The sequence below is a fragment of the Moorena sp. SIO3I6 genome (genome assembly GCF_010672095.1).
Window position 1 is genome coordinate 1 of record NZ_JAAHHU010000396.1, and the last position, 3891, is coordinate 3891.

At 37.9% G+C, this 3891-nt stretch carries 2 protein-coding genes; both read left to right on the forward strand.

Features of this window, described 5'->3' with window-relative positions:
• Nucleotides 1-212 precede the first annotated feature (212 nt).
• A complete protein-coding gene (tnpA, locus tag F6K49_RS36715; protein WP_293104815.1) occupies nt 213-632 on the forward strand; it encodes an IS200/IS605 family transposase in 420 nt (139 codons plus the stop codon).
• Between the two features lie 338 nt (nt 633-970).
• Entirely contained in the window at nt 971-3700 is a 2730-nt protein-coding gene (locus F6K49_RS36720) for a COR domain-containing protein (RefSeq protein WP_293104812.1), read from the forward strand.
• The last annotated feature ends 191 nt before the right edge of the window (nt 3701-3891 follow it).

The window sequence follows — 3891 nt, forward strand, 5'->3', positions numbered from 1 at the left end:
CTCAAGGGGTGGGTTTTCACCACCATCCTACAGATAGTTAGGATTTCTGGGTTTTCCCCGCGAATCCCCCTAGTTTTACCCCTCCTGTTTCAGGAGGCTCTTCCTAGGAACGAGCCGCACTCCATTTGTCGGTGCGAATGATCTTGGTCGGTGTTTTCACAATCTCAGTTGCATTGCTAACATATCACTATGTTAACCTATAGTGTTTTATGATGTCAACCACTCTTCGCTCTTTTGCTCACACTGTTTCACTAATCAAAATTCACATAGTGTTCGTAACTAAGTATCGCCATCCAGTAATTACTGGGGATATAGAAGAAGACATTAAAGACTTGATAAAAAGCATTTGCGAAAAAAATGACTGCATCCTTGAGGACGCTAAAGCTGATTTAGGGGCAAATGATCACATTCACCTTTTGATTGACTTAGCTCCTAAGGTATCGATTTCCAAACTTTGCAATACCCTCAAGACAGTAACCAGTAGAGATATCAGAAAAAGGTATCCAAAAGAACTGGCTCCCTATTACTGGAAACCAGTCTTTTGGAAAAGGGGATTTAGCGCTGTTTCTTGTGGAGGAGCTTCCCTTTCAGTGCTTAAGCAATATATAGAAAATCAGGGCTACGACGATTAATTAGCTTGCTCCTTAACCCCCACCTGAACGAGGTGGGGGAATGCGTCGCATTTTTGTTCAAATCATCCCGCATTTAGGCAATGCCCAATTTTGGTATTGCTGAATTAAAGAAGGAAATTCTTTCAGCAAGGTTATTGAGTATAAATACTTATCGTTGCAGTTAACCAGTGATGCCACATCACTTTTCTATAGGAAAGATTAAAATAGATTTGTTGGGTCAGGGATAATACAGCGTATATCGCACTAATCAGGTACAGGATTTTTTCAGGCTGATTACCTTAAAAGTCTATTGCCTTAAAACCATAAACTTTGTAACTCACCCAAATAACAATTACTATATGAGCGAAGATAGTATTGAAAAAGGCTTCCGAGAAAAAATCCAAGAAGCCAGGGAAAAAAACCTTGAACTACTGGATTTGAGTAATTCATATCGAACCCAACCATTAAACAAGATCCCAGAGGAAGTTTTTGAACTAAAACATATTAAAATTTTAAACTTAAGCGGCAACCAAATCGATAAATTACCAGATACAATTAATGAATGCTCGAATTTAAGCCACATAAATTTATCCAATAAAAAACTAATAAATCTGCCGGAATCTATTAAAAATATATCTAATTTAATCTGGCTAAATTTATGGAACAATCAACTAACTAACCTGCCGGAATCTCTTGGGAATCTCTCCAATTTAACCTTCCTGAATTTATGTAATAATCAACTAACCAACCTGCCGGAATCTCTTGGAAATCTCTCCAATTTAACCTGGATAGATTTATCGAGTAATCAACTAACCAACCTGCCGGAATCTCTTGGAAATCTCTCCAATTTAATCTGGCTATATTTATCGAATAATAAAATAATCAAGCTCTCCGAATCTCTTGGAAATCTTTCCAATTTAACCCACCTGTATTTATGGGATAATCGACTAACCAATCTGCCCGAATCTCTTGGAAATCTCTCCAATTTAACCCAGCTAGAGTTATCGGGAAATCCCCTGGTTGTTCCACCACCAGAAGTTGTCAGTAAAGGGGTAGATGCTGTTAAACAATATTTTCGGCAATTAAGAGAAGAAGGAGAAGCTTATATCTATGAAGCTAAGTTGTTGATTGTCGGTGAGCCAGGAGCAGGTAAAACCAGTTTAGCTCAAAAAATTCAAGACCCCGAATACCAACTCCAAGACAATCAAGAATCTACAGAAGGCATTGATGTTATTAAATGGAGTTTCCCTCTAGATAACGAACGAGAATTTAAGGTTAATCTTTGGGATTTTGGCGGCCAAGAAATTTATCATGCTACCCATCAGTTTTTTTTAAGTAAACGTTCTCTCTATACTTTAGTGGCGGATAGTCGGAAAGAAGATACGGATTTTTATTATTGGCTCAATAGTGTAGAACAATTTAGTGACAATAGCCCCCTGTTGATTATTAAAAACGAGAAACAAGACCGCCAAAGGGAAATTAACGAAAGCGCTTTGCGAGGACAATTTACCAATCTCGAAAAAACTCTGGCTACTAACCTCGAAACTAACCGAGGCTTAGCAGAGATTATCACTGCTATTCAATATCACATTCAAAATTTACCTCACGTGGGACAACCATTACCGAAAACCTGGGTAATGGTGCGTCAAGCGTTAGAAAACGATTCCCGTAATCATATCTCTCTTGAGGAATATCTAGATATCTGTGAAACCAATGGATTTACTTTACTAGAAGATAAATTACAGTTAAGCAGATATCTCCACGATTTAGGGGTATGCCTTCATTTCCAGGAGCAAAAATATTCGTCATTATATAAAACAGTCATTCTTAAACCAGAATGGGGTACCGATGCTGTTTACAAGGTGCTGGATAATCATGACGTTATTAATAACAAAGGAAAGTTTACCGGCAACGATTTACAACGTATTTGGAAAGACGACAAGTATGCCTCTATGAGCGGAGAATTACTAGAGCTAATGAAGAAATTCCAACTCTGCTATGAAATTCCTGATTGCAAAGATACCTTTATCGCCCCTCAACTCCTCAGCGATAATCAACCAGACTATGATTGGAATCGATCCCACAATCTGATTTTACGTTATGCTTATCCGGATTTTATGCCCAAGGGTATTATCACTCGCTTGATTGTGGTGATGCACCAGTATATTGACCAACAACAATACGTTTGGAAAACTGGCGTCATCTTAACTAAGGACAACACCAAAGCTGAAGTGATTGAATATTACGGTAAACGGGAGATTAAGATTAGGGTTGCTGGTATAGATAAGCGTGGATTATTGAGCATAGTTGCTTACGAACTAGATAGAATACATGATTCTTATAAGCGCTTGAAGTACAGTAAGTTAATACCTTGTAATTGCCCTAAGTGTAAAGACAGTCAGTCGCCACACTCTTATCCCTTTGAAACATTGCGAAAATTTATAGAAGACCAACAAGACAGCATTCAATGTCAACAAAGCTATCAGATGGTGAATGTTTTGAGTTTACTTGGTGATATAATAGATTTGAACAAGTTAGTATCTAATGATAAACAAGATAGTAATCAATCAATTCAGTTTAAAGGCGATATTCAACAATTATTCTTGCTATTATCACAAGAAGGTAATATTTCTGGAGATTTTTCTGAAATCATGGCTAATATCAACGATCAAAGTCCCAAAATAAATATATCTGGATCTGGTAACATATCTGGCAACGCTAAAGTTACAAGTAGTAGTGCTGGTTGGTTTAACTTAGGTGATATTAGTGGTAAGGTTACCAATACTATCAACCAGTTACCTAGCTTTGATGCTGAGCCTGAGTCTGATAAAAAACAACTGAAGGAATTACTCAGTAAACTGCAAAGCGCAGTCTTAGCAGAAGATTTGGATGACGAAGACAAAGCAGAAGCCCTAGAACAAATTGAAGACATCGCTTCTTCTTTAACTAATTCCGAAGATAGTGCTGTGAAGAAAATAGCCAACAAGGCTATGAAAATGCTAATCAGAATTGCTGCTGCTTTGTCTCCTACTGCTAATATGGTTACTATATGTAAGGAATTACCAGACTTGATTAGTAAGATATTTTGATAAAAAGGCAATACTAGGGCGTGTCTTCTTGCCTCGGAGATCCCCCTAAATCCCCCTTAAAAAAGCTATCCATTAGGCAAAAGTAGTCGAAACGGTGATAGAGACTAGGATGTAGAAGCAAGTTGTGAACCTTCAAACAAATGGTAGAAGGTCGTTTGCCCTCGCCAGAGAGTTTTCAGGCCAGGTTCACC

Coding starts and splice junctions, on each gene's coding strand:
- tnpA (WP_293104815.1), top strand. CDS start 213: ATGTCAACCACTCTTCGCTCTTTTGCTCACACTGTTTCACTAATCAAA.
- F6K49_RS36720 (WP_293104812.1), top strand. CDS start 971: ATGAGCGAAGATAGTATTGAAAAAGGCTTCCGAGAAAAAATCCAAGAA.